The 15,287-nt window shown below is 39.7% G+C and carries 13 protein-coding genes; 2 read left to right on the top strand and 11 right to left on the bottom strand.

The annotated features are described in order from the left end of the window. Positions 1–34 precede the first annotated feature (34 nt). Genes AWH02_RS07775 through AWH02_RS07765 form a run of 3 tightly spaced genes read right to left on the bottom strand, consistent with a single transcriptional unit; the run spans position 35 to position 3,454 of the window. The gene (locus tag AWH02_RS07775) at positions 35–1,945 is read right to left on the bottom strand and encodes a fructose-bisphosphatase class III (protein WP_060553970.1); all 1,911 of its coding nucleotides are present in this window, start codon (positions 1,943–1,945) and stop codon (positions 35–37) included. 55 nt (positions 1,946–2,000) lie between these two features. After that, complete coding sequence (locus tag AWH02_RS07770; RefSeq protein WP_060553971.1) at positions 2,001–2,813, bottom strand: pyruvate, water dikinase regulatory protein; 813 nt, start codon at positions 2,811–2,813, stop codon at positions 2,001–2,003. 2 nt (positions 2,814–2,815) lie between these two features. Beyond that, the gene (locus AWH02_RS07765) at positions 2,816–3,454 is read right to left on the bottom strand and encodes a CBS domain-containing protein (protein ID WP_012000270.1); all 639 of its coding nucleotides are present in this window, start codon (positions 3,452–3,454) and stop codon (positions 2,816–2,818) included. Between the two features lie 235 nt (positions 3,455–3,689). Between AWH02_RS07765 and ppdK the strand changes: the two genes are divergently transcribed. Both ppdK and AWH02_RS07755 read left to right on the top strand, forming a co-directional pair. Next, positions 3,690–6,311, top strand: a complete 2,622-nt coding sequence (ppdK, locus tag AWH02_RS07760; RefSeq protein WP_060553972.1) for a pyruvate, phosphate dikinase — start codon at positions 3,690–3,692, stop codon at positions 6,309–6,311. A gap of 291 nt (positions 6,312–6,602) precedes the next feature. Continuing rightward, positions 6,603–7,010, top strand: a complete 408-nt coding sequence (locus AWH02_RS07755) for a DUF6556 family protein (RefSeq protein WP_060553973.1) — start codon at positions 6,603–6,605, stop codon at positions 7,008–7,010. 33 nt (positions 7,011–7,043) lie between these two features. Here the strand turns inward: AWH02_RS07755 and AWH02_RS07750 are convergent, their stop codons facing one another. The 8 genes from AWH02_RS07750 to AWH02_RS07715 all read right to left on the bottom strand — a co-directional run bounded on the left by AWH02_RS07750 (position 7,044) and on the right by AWH02_RS07715 (position 15,211). Then, positions 7,044–8,114, bottom strand: coding sequence for an ABC transporter substrate-binding protein (locus AWH02_RS07750; protein ID WP_046165813.1), 1,071 nt, complete (start codon positions 8,112–8,114; stop codon positions 7,044–7,046). Continuing rightward, complete coding sequence (locus AWH02_RS07745; RefSeq protein WP_008808976.1) at positions 8,111–8,884, bottom strand: ABC transporter permease; 774 nt, start codon at positions 8,882–8,884, stop codon at positions 8,111–8,113. The genes AWH02_RS07750 and AWH02_RS07745 overlap by 4 nt, the downstream gene beginning before the upstream one ends. Next, positions 8,881–9,687, bottom strand: a complete 807-nt coding sequence (locus AWH02_RS07740) for an ABC transporter permease (protein ID WP_012000265.1) — start codon at positions 9,685–9,687, stop codon at positions 8,881–8,883. The genes AWH02_RS07745 and AWH02_RS07740 overlap by 4 nt, the downstream gene beginning before the upstream one ends. After that, positions 9,668–10,825 (bottom strand): ABC transporter ATP-binding protein, encoded by a 1,158-nt coding sequence (locus AWH02_RS07735; protein WP_060553974.1) that lies wholly within the window; start codon positions 10,823–10,825, stop codon positions 9,668–9,670. Before AWH02_RS07735 ends, AWH02_RS07740 begins: the two co-directional genes overlap by 20 nt. Positions 10,826–11,037: 212 nt before the next feature. Beyond that, positions 11,038–11,946 carry a UDP-N-acetylmuramate dehydrogenase gene (murB, locus tag AWH02_RS07730; RefSeq protein WP_045502202.1) on the bottom strand — a complete coding sequence of 303 codons (909 nt, stop codon included), beginning with the start codon at positions 11,944–11,946 and terminating at the stop codon, positions 11,038–11,040. 96 nt (positions 11,947–12,042) lie between these two features. Continuing rightward, complete coding sequence (locus AWH02_RS07725) at positions 12,043–12,756, bottom strand: hypothetical protein (RefSeq protein WP_223358731.1); 714 nt, start codon at positions 12,754–12,756, stop codon at positions 12,043–12,045. A 300-nt stretch (positions 12,757–13,056) separates the two neighbouring features. After that, positions 13,057–13,923 (bottom strand): homoserine kinase, encoded by an 867-nt coding sequence (thrB, locus tag AWH02_RS07720; RefSeq protein WP_060553975.1) that lies wholly within the window; start codon positions 13,921–13,923, stop codon positions 13,057–13,059. Between the two features lies 1 nt (position 13,924). Further along, positions 13,925–15,211 (bottom strand): homoserine dehydrogenase, encoded by a 1,287-nt coding sequence (locus AWH02_RS07715; RefSeq protein WP_060553976.1) that lies wholly within the window; start codon positions 15,209–15,211, stop codon positions 13,925–13,927. Between the last annotated feature and the right edge of the window lie 76 nt (positions 15,212–15,287).

Here is a 15,287-nt window from a genome sequence, read left to right as displayed (position 1 = left end):
AAGCCCTAAATTCAAGAAGAATCTAGGGTATGTTTTAAAAGTCGTAAAATTCATGTAGCAGAGCAAAAAGTTCTTGTTGCTGAGCCATCAATATTTGACCGATACTAGTGGATTTAATCAGAGTTCGCTGTTCAACATTTTCAATAACTTTCTTTAAAGAAGTCTGGGCAAAAGGTGCTTCTACTACCTTTTGGGCATTTTGGAAGGGTTGGTGGGTTACCAGTTGAAAACCGTAAGAATTATTCAGCAAAGAATATCCTGCTGTTCCAGTCTTTTCTTGATAAGCTTCACACAAACCGCCATCAATGACGAAGAGCAAGCCACCACCACGAATAGGAGATTCTCCCTTGCCTGTCTTGACTGGAGTATGGCCATTGACCATTCTAGACTCCTGGGAAAAGAGGCCGAATTCTTCTAAAATCAACTGACAAATTTTCTCAGAATTACGATAAGAAAAATAAGAATTTTCCACTTCCTTGTGGGTTTCCTTATCCTCGATAAAATAACGTTCTAAAGTGGTCATCTTATCTTTCCCAAATAGAGGGGACAATTTACCTCTCCAACAATACCAAATTAAGTCTGTCGAAAAATCATCGCCGATTTCCTTATTCTTTGCTGCTTGGCGAATATGGTATTCAAAGAAATCCAGCAATTCTCTTCCTACATAATGCGCTTGATGAATCATAAGAGGTTGAAACTCTCCAGAAGGTTCAAGAGGAATACAGCCATGAAAGAGCAAATGTTGGTTGTAAATCTTATACATTGAACCCTTTTTCATGAGCAGGTTGATATGTTCAGCCAGCTTGAGAGATTCTTGGAAGGAAGCCAACATACTGTCAACTGCTTGCGCTTCTTCTGGACTTAATTCTGATGGATTTGTTGGATCAATAGTTTGAAAACAAGTATTAATCAAAGGATGTTTTTTATCATCGATCATCAGACATTCTTCCCAGTAATCAATTTTATCCAAGGTAACCTGGTCCTCCATCTGGAACTCAGGGCGTCTTTTTATTAATTGACTCTCTAGCTTAAACTGTATTATGGTAAGAGCTTGATGAACCTTTTCCAACTGTAAAATTTCTTCTGCAGTGAAATCGTCTTCTCTATGTCCCAGAATAGGTCTAAACTTAGGATTGGCCTTATAGGTTCTATCCGCAAATAGCGTTAAGGCTCGAAGATTTAAGCCATACGCCTTTTCGATATCCCACAGATAACCATAGCGTGCTGCAATACGCAAGGCATTGAGCATGCAGGCTTTAGAGCCGAAAAAGCCTCCCATCCAAATAATATCGTGATTTCCCCACTGAATGTCTAAAGAATGAAAATGCAAGAGTTCATCCATGACTTGAGGACTACCAGCCCCTCTATCAAAAATATCTCCTACTACATGCAAGTGGTCAATCAATAAGCGACGGATACTGCCAGATATCCCCAGAATAAAAGGAACAGCTTCGCGTAGCTCAATAACATAAGACAGAATATTTTCGAAGTAAGATTTTTTATCCGCTAAAGTAGTATCACTATAAACCAATTCTTCAATGATATAGGCATATTGAGGGGGCAAGGCCTTTCTTAGCTTGGAGCGACTATACTTGGCTGCTGCAAAGGTCAGCAAGCTTAACAGCTGAGGGATGGTGTCCTTATACCAGTCTCTGCTTTTATTGCCTTCTTTCAAGACAAGTTCTGGATAGGAAACCAAAGCTGATAGTCTGTTTTTATCATCTTGTGATAAAGAATCCCCGAAGTAATCCTTAATTTTTTCATTAAGAATACCAGCACAGCTTCTTAAAATATAGTCAAAAGCCTCGAATTCTCCATGAATATCACTGATGTAAAGCTCTGTCCCTTTAGGAAGGTTTAAAATTGCTTCAAGGTTGGTTAGTTCTGTAATAACCTTTTGCCGAGAGTCAAATTCTTTCAGTAAAATACGCTTATATTGCTCCATATCTGCCCTCCAACGCTCTAACCTATTTATGAAAAACAGTTAACTCTTCATTCGCTTAGTTCAGTTTCTTTAAATGCTCTTCGATCAAGAAAGCTGTCTCTTCAATTGATTTATCTGACATATTAATGATCTGAGCTCCATATTTTTTAAATACGGTTTTAGAATAGTCCAATTCCTGATAAATTTTTTCCAGATCTGTATAGCTGGTTTCTTGGGTCAAGCCTAAAGAGTCGAGACGGTGACTACGAATTTTCGCTAGTTTTTCTGGCTCACACACAAGACCAATTAAACGGCGAGAATCAACTTTTTCCAAAACCTGAGGCAGAGGAACTTCTGGGATTAAAGGAAGATTTGAAACCTTGTACCCTTTATTAGCCAAGTAAATGCTAAGAGGTGTTTTCGACGTGCGAGAAACACCCAACAGGACTATATCTGAATCTAAAAATCCCTGTGGTGCCTTACCATCATCGTATTTAACCGCAAATTCAATGGCTGAAATTTTATTAAAGTATTCGCTAGCTAAACGATGAAGGGTCCCAGGCACTTCAATCGGGTCAGTTCCAGTCTTTTCCTTGATAATTTCAAAAAATGGATGCATCAAATCCAAATAGGACAGACCGTGAGCCTGACTAAACTCTCTAGCTACAGAGGCTAGCTTTCCATCAACCAGAGTACTAATAACCAGGGCATCATCCTTGATGGCATCACGCAAAATATCTAACAGTTCCTCCTCTTTGTTAATAAAAGGAAAACGATAGCTGTTATTAAAAATGATATCCGGATACTGAGCCGTAACTGCTGACAGCAACTTTTGCGAAGTCCCACCCAATGAATCTGAAACACTATAAACAATCATTTCTTTTTTCATATTTATTCCTCTTCTCTATTCACCTCAGCGCTTCGGGCTTGCTGAATAATATAATCCAACAAGGCTGACTTGGTCACGCTTCCTAAAATTTTACGCTCATTCTCCTCGTCCACTATTGGCAACGAATCTATGGCATAATCTTGAAGGAGGGCAGCAGCTTCTAAAATATTCATATTCTTGTGACATGTTTTAATATGGGGCATCCTAGTCATACAAACTGCTACAGGTGTACTATTGATATTAGAATTGAGTGAAGCCCTCAGAAGATCTTTACGCGACATAATTCCAAGGAGAAGCTTTTCTTCATCAATGACATAGAGAACATCTGCATCATACATAAAAAGAGTAATAATAGCATCCTGAATATAAGAATCATGGCTTACCAAGACCGGTGAAGTCATAATCTCTGCTACCTCTTTTCGAAAAGTATCAAAAAAGAAAAGTGTTTCAAGATCAGTGCCAGAATACGTGTAACCAACTTTCGGAGTAGCCTTTAAAATTCCAACCAAGGTTAGAAAGGAAAGATCTGATCGTAATGTCGCCCGAGAAATATCCAGTAGCTCCGAAATTTTCTCACCGCTTAAAGGCTGCTGAACTTTAACAATTTCTACAATTTTCTTTTGTCGTTCGCTTAATTTCAATTAACATAAAACCTTTCTGTATTCAATAAATGATAAAAATAAATAATGGATATTCTTGGCATATTTAAATTAAAAGTTATTATATAATCATCATTTTTGTTACACATTATATCAAAAAAATTAAATATGTCAACAAAAAACCTGCATGTTTTTTTATTTGACAAGTATATATGATGTATATTACAATGTACTTGTCTTTTAATATGACACATATTAAATTAATTTGGAGGCAGATATGACAAAATGGATTTATTCCTTCGAGGAAGGAAGTGCGAATGACAAAGCTCTCCTTGGCGGAAAAGGAGCCAATTTAGCAGAGATGAGCAATTTGGGATTGCCTGTTCCTCCCGGTTTTACCATTACTACAGAAAGCTGCATCAAGTTTCTCGAAAATCCTGATTTCTTTGATTCCTCTTTAAAAGATCATATTTTGAAAGCGATTACCCTTCTTGAGAGGAAAACGAATAAATCTTTTAATGGAGAGAACTCTGACTTGCTTTTAGTCTCCGTTCGTAGCGGTGCAAAATTCTCCATGCCAGGAATGATGGATACCATTTTGAATCTTGGGCTCAATGATCATCGGACACAAATATTAGCCGAACAGACTAATCCTGACTTTGCCTACAACTGTTACCGACGTCTTCTTCAAATGTTTGCAGACGTTGTATATGGTATTCCTAAAGAACTTTTTGATACTTTATTAGAAAACTTTGAAAAGAATCAGAATAAAAGCCTTAAAGAATTGTCAATTGCTGAGCACCAAGACTTGGTTAAGCAATATAAAGAAATTTACCATCAAGAAAATAAGAATTTTCCAGAAAATCCGATAGAGCAGCTTTACGCTGCTATTCAAGCTGTTTTTAAGTCCTGGAATAATAATCGAGCTAAAATTTACCGTGATTTAAATCACATTTCTCATGATTTGGGAACAGCTGTAAACGTTCAAGCCATGGTTTTTGGAAATAGTGATCAAAACAGTGGAACTGGAGTCTGTTTTACTAGAAATCCTGCTAGTGGTGAAGCTGAATTATTCGGGGAATTTTTATTGAATGCCCAAGGAGAAGATGTAGTCGCTGGCATACGGACTCCAGAACCTATTGCTGCCTTAGAAAAAGCTCAGCCTCAAGCTTATAAAGCCTTTAAAAACTATGCTAGTATTCTTGAAAACCACTATAAAGACATGCAGGACATTGAATTTACTATTGAGAAAGGGAAACTTTATATCTTACAAACTAGAAATGGTAAACGGACAGCTAAAGCCTCTTTAAAAATCGCTTTAGATTTAGTAGACCAAGGTATTATCAGTAAAAATGATGCCCTCTTAAGAGTATCTCCTGCGTCTATTAGTCAGCTCATTCATCCTGTCTTTGAAGATACAGCATTGGAAAAAGCTTCATTCATAGCACAAGGGTTGCCAGCCAGTCCTGGAGCTGCTACTGGTGAAATAGTCTTTACAGCTGATCGAGCTAAAGAACTACATGATCTGGGAAGAAAAGTTATTTTAGTCAGACAGGAAACTTCTCCAGAAGATATTGAAGGAATGGTGGTCAGCCAAGCTATTGTAACCAGTCAAGGTGGTATGACCTCTCATGCAGCCGTTGTCGCTAGAGGAATGGGAACCTGCTGTGTCGCTGGATGTGGAGAACTAAGCATTCGCGAGGAAAGCAAGACACTTTCATGTGGAGGTCTTACCCTTACTGAAGGAGATATCATTTCTGTTGATGGTAGTTCAGGTTGCATTTATAGCGGAGAAATCCCAACCGTCCTAGTTGAAAATAATCAAGAGCTCCAGCGTCTCCTTTCTTGGGCAGATGAAGTTGCTCATCTGAAAGTTCGAGCAAATGCTGAGACTGTCAAAGATTTGGAAACAGCTATGAAATTTGGTGCTCAAGGGGTTGGACTGGCTCGTACTGAACATATGTTTTTTGGTCAAGACCGGATCCTAGAAATGCGTCGCCTCATTCTCGCTGACAACGAGGAGGAGATTAAGATAGCCCTCAAGATACTTTTACATTTCCAAGAAGAAGACTTCTACCAAATGTTCCAAGCAGTTCAGGATAAACCGATGATTATTCGTCTTTTAGATCCACCAATGCATGAATTTTTGCCTAAGGATCCTCATGAAATCAAGCTTTTAGCCGAAAAATTGCACAAGTCACCAGAAAAGTTAGCCCGTCAAATCGAGAACTTGCAGGAAAGCAACCCTATGCTAGGTCATCGGGGATGCCGTCTTGGAATTACCCAGCCAGAAATTTACAAAATGCAAGCCGAGGCTATTTTAAGAAGTGACATTAGACTGCATCAAGAAGGACTTAAAATCAAGCCAAAAATTATGATCCCTTTGATAGCAGATAAAAAAGAACTGGACTTTGTTAAATCATATCTAAATGAACATATCCAGTGTCTCTTCAATGAGTATGAACAAAAGCCCTTCCCATATGAAATTGGTACTATGATTGAATTACCACGCGCTTGTCTGACCGCAGACAAGCTGGCTCAGGAAGCTGATTTCTTTAGTTTTGGAACCAACGACTTGACTCAAATGACCTTTGGTTTCTCTCGGGATGATATAGGAAAATTTATTGGCCATTATAAAAAGAAGGGCATTCTCTCATCCGATCCATTTCAAAATATTGATAAGGATGGTGTTGGTGAGTTAATGAGAATTGCAGTCAGCAAGGCTCGCCAAGTAAAACCAAATTTATCCATCGGTATTTGTGGTGAGGTTGGCGGAGATCCTACTTCTATTTCTTTCTTCCAGGATATCGAGGTTACCTACGTTTCCTGTTCACCATATAGGGTCCCTGCAGCTAGACTTGCCGTTGCGCAAGCTGTTCTACAAGAGGGAAAAAATTAAAATTCTTTATGGGTATTTAAAAGAGGCTGGGACAAAGAATTCCCAGCCTCACTTTATGATAAAAGCCACGTTTCCCTAAGCAGGATTTCTTTTATTATTTTGAAAGTTTACCCAGACATCTCTTATCATCAAACTTCTTAGCTAGAGATAAAAGAAAAAACCTACTGACTGCGTTTTCAAATATAAAATTTTTATTTTTTTAAGACATTTTAAAATAAAAGACGTATAATGGAAAATATGAAATGAACTTGAATTCATATTTAGTATTTGCAAAGGAGTTTGAAAAACATTATGACCAACTATTCTCGTCAAAATAAGGAAACAAATAAAGATAATCAGGAAACTGGAAAAGCTGGGCGCCATATCAAAAAAGGCCTATCTGCTTTTCAGAAAACCTTAACCTTGATTGGTAGTGTTCTGGGTATTATCACAGCGACTATTACTATTATGAATGCAATGAAGTCCAATGAACAAAAGAAATCAGATACCAGTTCTTCTGCTCAAACGACTACTATCATCAAGGAAGTCGAAAAAGAGACGACTACTGCATCTACTTCTGAGGCCACTGAGACCTCCACACAAGAGAGTTCAGTTGCAACTAGTACGGAGACCAGTTCAAGTTCTTCAAGCAACGATACCACTTCTACTAGCCAGTCTGAGACAAGTGCTAGTAGCAGTGAGCAAGGAAGTCAACAATAAAATGAGCCAGAACATCTGTTCCAGCTCATTTTTTTATTTTCTATACATCTTAACCTGTAAATAGAGGTCATTATAAATCCCTAACCACTTTGGTCCAATTTGTTTATAGACTTCTAAGTGTTTCATCGTTTCTGCCGTTGGATAGAAAGCTTCATCATCTTGGACTTCTTTTGGTAAAAGAGCCTTGGCTTTTGGAATGGGTGTTGCATAGCCAACATAAAGCGCATTCTTGTAGGCATTTTCTGGACGCAGCATGAAGTTAATAAATTGATAAGCTGCTTTTTTATTTTTAACTGTTTTTGGAATGACAATATTATCAAACCAAAGGTTGCTGGCTTCACTAGGAACTACGTAACGTAAGTCTTCGTTCTTCTCTAGCATCTGCCTAGCTTCTCCAGAGAAAGTTACACCAATTGCTGCATTGTTTTGGATCATGTAGCCCTTCATCTCATCTGCTACAATGGCTTTAATGTTTGGTGTAAGCTTGTAGAGCTTGTCCACAGCTTCCTGCAAATGATCCGCATTTTTGTCATTCAATCCATAGCCAAGAGAATTGAGACCTAAGCCCATAACCTCACGCGCTCCATCAATCAACATGATAGAGTTTTTGTATTCTGGGCGCCAAAGGTCATCCCAATGTTCTGGAGCCTTGTCAACCAACTTGCTATTATATACAATGCCCAGGGTTCCCCAGAAATAAGGAACAGAATATTGGTTCCCTGGATCAAAAGGCTGGTCTAAGAAATCTGAACCGATATTCTCCATCCCCTTGATCTGCTTGTGATCTAGCTTTTCTACCAAATTCTCTTTGATCATCTTGGCAATCATGTATTCACTAGGGATGGCAATGTCATAGGTCGTACCTCCCTGCTTGATTTTAGTGTACATTGATTCATTTGAATCAAAGGTATCATACTGGATTTGAACTCCTGTTTCTTTGGTAAATTCTTCTAGCAATTCTGGATCAATGTAGTCACCCCAGTTATAGATGACCAGCTTATCGCCACCACTAGTTTTGGTTTGATTTTCAAGCTGAACACTAACTAGCCATAAGACAGCGACAATGGCAACAATACCGATTAGAAAGGAATAGAGTCTTTTCATGCCTGCTCCTCCTTCTCTCGTGAAATAAAGTAATAGCCAATCACCAGTAAAATACTAAAGAGAAAGACTAAAGCAGATAGGGCATTGATTTCCAAAGAAATCCCCTGACGGGCGCGAGAATAAATTTCCACTGAGAGGGTAGTAAAACCATTCCCTGTTACAAAGAAGGTCACTGCAAAATCATCCAAAGAGTAGGTAAAGGCCATAAAATACCCTGCTATAATAGCTGGTGTCAGATAGGGCAACATGATTTCTTTCAACATTTGTAACTGACTGGCTCCCAAGTCGTAAGCCGCCTTAATCATGTCGTCATTCATTTCTTTAAGCCTTGGCAGAATCATCAGAACAACGATCGGAATAGAGAAGGCCACGTGGCTAGCCAGAACTGAGATAAAGCCCAGCTGGAATTTCATATTTGTGAAGAGAATCAAGAAACTGGCACCAATCATTACATCTGGCGCTACCATCAAGACATTGTTGACAGAAAGGAAAGCTTCCTGGTATTTTTTCTTGGCTTGATAGATATAGATTGCTCCAAAAGTCCCAATGATTGTCGCAATTAAAGCAGAGAGAAAGGCCAGAAAGAAGGTTTGAGCCAAAATCAGCATCAAACGCTTGTCACCAAAGAGGTTCTCAAAGTGAGTCAAGCTAAAGCCGGTAAATTGATTCATATCGTCACCAGCATTGAGGGCATAACCGATCAGATAAAAGATTGGCAGATAAAGAATCAGAAAGACAAAAGCTAGATAGATACTGGATAGTTTCTTCATCGATCTCTCCTTTCTTTGGTTGCCCACATAATCAGAAGCATAGCAATAATCAGAACCACTCCGATGGTTGAACCCATACCCCAGTTTTGTGTCGTTAGAAAGTGTTGCTCAATCGCTGTCCCCAGGGTAATAACTCGATTTCCGCCAATCAGACGAGTCAGCATGAAGAGGCTGAGACTAGGGATGAAAACAGACTGAACTCCTGAGCGCACTCCATTCATCGAAAGTGGGAATATCACGCGACGGAAAGTATCCCAACGATTGGCTCCCAAATCACGACTGGCGTTAATGAGATTTGGATCCAAATCATCCAACACATTAAAGATTGGTAAAATCATGAAGGGAAGCTCAATGTAACTAGCAACAAAAATGAAAGAAAAATCGGTAAAAAGAATTTGCTGAGGTCCAACTCCGATAAAGCTAAGAAATTGGTTGATAGAGCCATCCTGACCGAAAATTCCGATAAAGGCATAGGCCTTCAGCAAAAGATTAATCCAAGTCGGTAGGACAATCAACATAAGCCAGAGTTGCTTGTGCTTGAGCTGAGTCAAGAAAAATGCCGTTGGATAACTAACCAATAAGGTGACCAAAGTTACAATTCCCGCGTAAAAAATCGAATTGAAACTCATTTTTAAATAGGTCAAATTCTGAGAGGCAAAATAAGTCCGGTAGTTTTCTAAGGTGAATCCTCCTTCAATATTAAAGAAGGAATTCCAGATAATCATAGCCACTGGTGCTAGTACAAAAAGCACAATCCATAAAAAATATGGAACGATAAAGAGGTTAGAGGTTGTTTTCTTCATCTCTTTCCTCCTCGATTGCGTTAATCAGACCAGCTTCTTGTTCTTCAATTTCAACATATTCTTCGATACGAGCATCAAATTCTTCTTCTGTTTCATTGAGACGCATGATATGGATATCTTCTGGTTCAAACTGAAGACCAATGACTTCACCGACAATGGCTTTGCGAGTCGAGTGAATCATCCATTCATTACCTAGTTCGTCATAGGCGATGATTTCATAGTGGACTCCACGGAAAAGCTGAGTATCAACCTTAACCTGTAGTTTTCCTTCCTCTGGCAGAGTAATCCGCAGATCTTCTGGTCGAATAACAACTTCAACCGACTCATTAGGACGCATACCCCCGTCCACCGCTTCAAAGCGTTTACCATTGAACTCAACCAAATAGTCTTCAATCATCTTACCCGGAAGGATGTTAGACTCTCCAATGAAAGTCGCAACAAAATGGTTAATCGGCTCATCATAGATATCAACCGGTGTACCAGACTGGACAATTTCTCCGTCATTCATGACAAAGATCCAATCGCTCATTGCTAGAGCTTCTTCCTGGTCGTGAGTAACAAAGACAAAGGTAATCCCTAGGCGCTGTTGCAACTCACGAAGTTCATACTGCATGTCCGTGCGCAATTTCAAATCAAGAGCTGATAGTGGTTCATCTAAGAGGACTACTCGAGGTTCATTAATGATCGCTCGAGCAATGGCAACCCGTTGTCGCTGACCTCCTGATAATTTTCGAATAGAACGGCGATCAAAACCTTCCAGCTGAACCATTTTCAACACTTCTTTGACACGACGTTCAATTTCCTTCTTCTCAACCTTACGCAAACGTAGCGGAAAGGCCACGTTTTCAAAGACATTCATATGCGGAAAAAGGGCATAAGACTGAAAGACAGTGTGTACATCACGTTTATTGGTAGGTACGTCATTGATCCGTACCCCATCTAAAAAGACATCTCCTGAGGAGGCATCTAAGAGACCTGCGATAATATTTAAAATCGTAGACTTACCAGACCCTGAAGCACCTAAAAGAGTATAAAATTTTCCTTCTTCTAGCTCAAAGTTAATGTCTTTTAAAACAACAGTATTGTTATCCTCAAAAACCTTAGAAACATTTTTGAATTCGATAATTGGTTTTTTCAATTCACATAAATTCCTTCTTTTTCATGTATTAACAGATTGGGGCTCTGTCAAGCCGCTACTGCTTCTCGAGGGCAACTAGTGCCCTGCATACTTGCGATATCGATAGGCGTCACCCCCTCAACTAAAACGTAGCGGTCAGAAAAAAGCAGAAAGTCGTTCATTACTAGACAACGACTAACCTTCTTATCTAACATTTCAATCTCAGTAAAATTTTACTGTAAAGTCTCTCCAATAATCCGGACTTCACGCTCCAACCTTATACCAGATTCATTTTCAACAGTTTGAATCACGTGAGCAATCAAATCTTCATAGTTCTGAGCATTTCCATCTGCAATATTGACCATAAAACCAGCGTGTTTGGTTGAAACCTCAACGCCACCAATCCGATGTCCCTTGAGACCAGCTTCACTAATCAACTGGCCAGCAAAATGGCCTAAAGGACGTTTAAAGACCGAACCACACGATGGATATTCTAGCGGTTGCTTAAGTTCACGCAGGTGTGTCAGACGTTTCATTTCCTGCTGGATGGCTGTGTAATTTCCTGGAGAAAGGGCGAATTTAGCAGAAATGACAATATCACCCGTTTCCTGAATTACCGAAGAGCGATAGCCAAACTTCATTTCCTCTGCTGAAATCGTCTTGATTTCTCCTTCTGGAGTCAGGACCTTACAAGATACTAGGACATGAGCGATTTCGCCACCATAGGCGCCAGCATTCATGAAGACAGCTCCACCTACACTTCCTGGAATTCCACATGCAAACTCAAAACCTGTCAAGCTATGATGTAGGGCTACATGAGTGGTGTCGATTAATTTAGCCCCGGCTTCGGCTTCAATCGTATAGCCGTTTACCATAATGGTATGTAACTGGTCAAACATAATCACAAAGCCACGAATACCACCATCACGAACAATGATATTACTAGCATTCCCCAGAACCATCCATGGAATCTGCTCTCTATTAGCAAACTTGACCAGTCGAACTAATTCGTATCGGTTACGAGGAAAAGCTAAATAATCAGCTGGACCACCAACTTTTGTGTAAGTGTATTTCTTCAGTGGTTCATCAAAACGGATATCAATTCCCGCTAGTTCCGACTTTAATAATTCTATATTCACCATGATTTCTCTTTCTTATCACAAATTGATTCTATTATATCAAAATTAATCGGCATTTTCGATAAAAATACAAAAAAACTGGTCTCAGCCAGTTTTCTTTTATAATTTCCGAGTGACATACTTCAAGGTATGATTACCTAAAGCATTGTGTACCATAGAGTAGGCACCAATTCCTGTAAAGAGATAGAGCAATCCAAGGTTAAGCCAGTAGGTATAATGAACTTCTCCACCAGATAAGAGATAATTTGTGAAATAAGAGAAAGCTGTGAAGACATCCGTACCTACTTCTCTTGAAACTAATAAAGCCCAGTCAAGCTGGTGAACAAATAAAATCATCACAAGCATAAAGAAAATACTGATACCAATTCCAAGTTTAGATAATTTCTTTCCTAAAAGTTCATAACCCTTAATGGTACAAACCCCCATAACCAAACCAGATACAAAAGAGACATAACCCAATTGAGCAATTCCCAATGTAACTGCTCCACCGATCAAACACCCAACAAAGGCTCCGACGATTCCGCCAATCACATTTTCATTTTGCTGATCATAGCTTTGATTCTCAATTGCAAGATTAGAGCTCAACTGTTGGAAGCTATCAGCCGATAAAATCAACAAGTTTGTTCCTACTTGATAGACTGCTGTTGGCTCTGCTTCTCCAGTGTGCTCACAAACATTGATTAACCCATGCTCTTTTAAGAAGGTGACACTAGCTTCCAAACATTCAGCAATTGTTTCTTTGGTTCTACCCTTAGTCATTCCGCCTTTAACAGTAACAACAAGCTTGTAACGCGTAAGCTGAGCATTTGTCATACCCTTAGTGGATTTTTTCAATTCTTTCAGATCTTCCGCAATGGAAAGTGCTTCATCACCTTTAACTGAAAAGCAAATTCGGTAGATTTTTTCACCAGCATCTTCAATAAAAAGAGTGTACCCATCTTTCTAACCGAAAATAATTTTCGTATCTTCATCGTACTCAAGTCCTAGCTGGCTAGCAAGATCCTGCCATTCAAGTTTATCCATTCGTGTAAAACCTCCTAGTTGGATATTCATTTGATTATATCATAATTTTTTTGATAGGAATAGACAGTCTCTTCGTCTATTTTAAAGCATTTAAAATTCCACTCGAACACCATCTCTGTCAACATCTAGTATAAAGACTTCTCCATTATACTTGCATCCCTCAATCCGTGTTTGAATTAATTTGGCCCTATCTTTTGGAGCTAAAATCATAATCGTTGGGCCTGCTCCAGATAAATAGGTAGCATAAGCTCCATGTTTTTTAGCCAATTTCTTAATGTTAGGAAATTCTCTGACGAGTTTTTGGCGAAAACGCTCATGGAAGCGATCCGATTCAATGGCTCGGCCTGCCTTGACAAGGTCCCCCTGAAGAAGGGCTGCAATTGCAACATTGGCAATCGAACTAGCTGCTACTGCTTCCTTATAAGAAAATTTAAAAGGCAAAACACTGCGACTATCCCGTGTCTTCAGTTCGTACTTAGGAACATAAGCAATGAAAGAGCACTCAGGAAAGTCTGCCGTAACAGAGGAAACAGCCCCTTTAAAAACACTAGATATGACTAAATTTCCAAAGATAGCTGGAGCCACATTGTCTGGATGGCCTTCAATCTTGTTTGCCCAATCCAGCTTTTCATCATCCGTTAAATCCAGTTTTCCTAATTGGTTAGCCAATTCAATCCCAGCTACGATAACTGAGCTAGATGAACCCAAACCACGTGCCAAAGGAATGTCACTAGTCATCTTCAGACGGTAAGGCTGAAGGTTTGGCGCCAGTTGCAAGGCTACTTTGATTAGCAAGTTTCGTTTATCCTTAGGAATTCTTGGATTTAAGTCATGTTCGATTAGCCACTCATCGCGTTCTTCCAGAACCTCAATGGTCAAATATTTACTGACAGCCACACCGACTGAATCAAAGCCTGGACCAATGTTAGCACTGGTAGCGGGTACAATAATCTTCATCTTAATCTCCTAATACTTTGAAGGTATTGAGCAAGTCGAACTCAGCAACTTCTTTGAGCTTAGCAGTGACATTTTCTAGCTGTGTCTTGCTGACAGCATGGGTAATAATCACTACACGAGCCTTCTCACCGTCTGTACCTTCCTGCAGAATCTGCTTAAAGGAAACATCCTCAGCATTGAAAATCTCAGCCAAATGCAGAACTTGGCCTTTAGAATCAGGCGCTAAGATAGAGAAGTAATAGCTACTCTTCACATCTTCTGGCTTAGCCAAGACCAACTCACGGTTAAATTCATTAAATGCCTTGCCAACTGTTCCTTCATTCAAACGACGACTAATCCGAACAATGTCTGCCACGACACTAGTTGCAGTTGGTTTTTGGCCAGCTCCCGGTCCGAAGTACATAGACTCTCCGATACCGATCGACTCGACAAAGACAGCGTTCATCACTCCATTGACACTAGCAAGTGGATGAGCTTTAGGTAGGAAAGTTGGAGCTACTTCTGCTGCGATCCCTGATGGCGTCTCTTCGATAGATCCAACTAGTTTAACTACATAGCCCAATTCCTGAGCTACAGCCACATCTTCTGGTGTGATATTTCGAATTCCTTGATGGCCTACATCTTCAAACTTAACATTCATACCAAAGGCAAACTGGCTAAGAATGACCATCTTGTAAGCCGCATCAATGCCATCTACGTCATTGGTTGGGTCACTTTCAGCATATCCAAGTTTCTGAGCTTCAGCAAGAGCATCTTCATAAGACCAGCCTTCTTCGACCATCTTGGTCATCATAAAGTTAGAGGTTCCATTAACCACACCTAGGATACGGGTAATTTTGTCAGAAGCCAATGAATTGACCAAGGTACGCAGGATCGGAATACCGCCAGCAACAGCTGCTTCATAGTAGAGAGCTACATTTTGCTTTTGAGCAATTTCCAGTAGCTCTGCGCCATGAACAGCCAGCAAGTCTTTATTGGCTGTTACCACATGCTTGCCAGCTTCAAGAGCACGAGTGATGAAAGTTTTCGCCGGCTCAATCCGTCCCATCAATTCGACAACGATGGTAATTTCGGAATCCTTCAAAATTTCTTCGACATTTGTGACAAAGTTAAAGTCATTTCCTGCTGCCAAAAGACGCTCTTTTTCAGCATCATCCTTAACCAAGACTTTAGCAACCTCAATCTCTGAATGGGCAGCTTGAACGATTTTCTCTCCGTTTTCCTTCAGTAGAAATGGCACACCACTGGCCACTGTTCCAAAACCAAGTAAAGCTATTTTAATAGACATGAAGCACTCCTCAAATTTTTTCTGTATAAAGTCTATTATATCAGAATTTAGCACAAAATTCATACTATTCTTCTCT

The organism is Streptococcus gordonii (assembly GCF_001553855.1).
Classification (GTDB): domain Bacteria; phylum Bacillota; class Bacilli; order Lactobacillales; family Streptococcaceae; genus Streptococcus; species Streptococcus gordonii.
The sequence above is the reverse complement of the archived record's forward strand: the minus strand, read 5'-3'. Positions and strand labels throughout refer to the sequence as shown.

What these genes read in the sequence shown, in the direction of transcription:
- AWH02_RS07775 (WP_060553970.1), bottom strand. Translation starts at nt 1,945, where the DNA reads ATGGAGCAATATAAGCGTATTTTACTGAAAGAATTTGACTCTCGGCAA.
- AWH02_RS07770 (WP_060553971.1), bottom strand. Translation starts at nt 2,813, where the DNA reads ATGAAAAAAGAAATGATTGTTTATAGTGTTTCAGATTCATTGGGTGGG.
- ppdK (WP_060553972.1), top strand. Translation starts at nt 3,690, where the DNA reads ATGACAAAATGGATTTATTCCTTCGAGGAAGGAAGTGCGAATGACAAA.
- AWH02_RS07755 (WP_060553973.1), top strand. Translation starts at nt 6,603, where the DNA reads ATGACCAACTATTCTCGTCAAAATAAGGAAACAAATAAAGATAATCAG.
- AWH02_RS07750 (WP_046165813.1), bottom strand. Translation starts at nt 8,114, where the DNA reads ATGAAAAGACTCTATTCCTTTCTAATCGGTATTGTTGCCATTGTCGCT.
- AWH02_RS07745 (WP_008808976.1), bottom strand. Translation starts at nt 8,884, where the DNA reads ATGAAGAAACTATCCAGTATCTATCTAGCTTTTGTCTTTCTGATTCTT.
- AWH02_RS07740 (WP_012000265.1), bottom strand. Translation starts at nt 9,687, where the DNA reads ATGAAGAAAACAACCTCTAACCTCTTTATCGTTCCATATTTTTTATGG.
- murB (WP_045502202.1), bottom strand. Translation starts at nt 11,946, where the DNA reads ATGGTGAATATAGAATTATTAAAGTCGGAACTAGCGGGAATTGATATC.
- AWH02_RS07725 (WP_223358731.1), bottom strand. Translation starts at nt 12,756, where the DNA reads ATGACAAATGCTCAGCTTACGCGTTACAAGCTTGTTGTTACTGTTAAA.
- thrB (WP_060553975.1), bottom strand. Translation starts at nt 13,923, where the DNA reads ATGAAGATTATTGTACCCGCTACCAGTGCTAACATTGGTCCAGGCTTT.
- AWH02_RS07715 (WP_060553976.1), bottom strand. Translation starts at nt 15,211, where the DNA reads ATGTCTATTAAAATAGCTTTACTTGGTTTTGGAACAGTGGCCAGTGGT.